At 66.4% G+C, this 399-nt stretch carries 1 protein-coding gene; it reads left to right on the forward strand.

Translation table 11 applies throughout. From position 1 onward, the window contains the following. Positions 1–176: 176 nt before the first annotated feature. Positions 177–399 (forward strand): hypothetical protein (locus tag CAY82_RS26535; protein ID WP_140399188.1); only part of this gene is annotated, 223 nt, incomplete at its 3' end.

Consider the following 399-nt stretch of genomic DNA (forward strand, 5'->3'; position numbering starts at 1 on the left):
CGGAAGGCGTCTTCGGCGGCATGACCCCCGAGGAACGCAAGAACGAAGCCAAACGCCGCGGCCGTAGGGCTCGTGCCAACCGCCAGGTCACGTCCACTCGAACCTGATGATCTCCCGCTCCGGCGGTCCGGCCACCCCTACTCGGCCGGACCGCCTCGCCACAAGGAATCACACCGTTGACTACCGCCGCCCTACCCCTTCCCGATCTGCTGGCCAGGATCGAGACGGCTCCCGTCTCTCCCACCGCCTTCAATGTGTGGATCTACCTGCACTCCGGTCAATGGCTGCGCTGCGAAACACTGGAACGCGAGTCCCGCCTGAGCAGTCACCAGGTCCGTCAAGGTGCCCGAGAGCTGCGCGCGGCCGGCCTTATCGAACGGGCCCGCGTCTACGAGAGAG

This window comes from Pseudomonas sp. SID14000 (assembly GCF_002165135.1).
In the GTDB taxonomy this organism is placed as follows: Bacteria; Pseudomonadota; Gammaproteobacteria; order Pseudomonadales; family Pseudomonadaceae; genus Aquipseudomonas.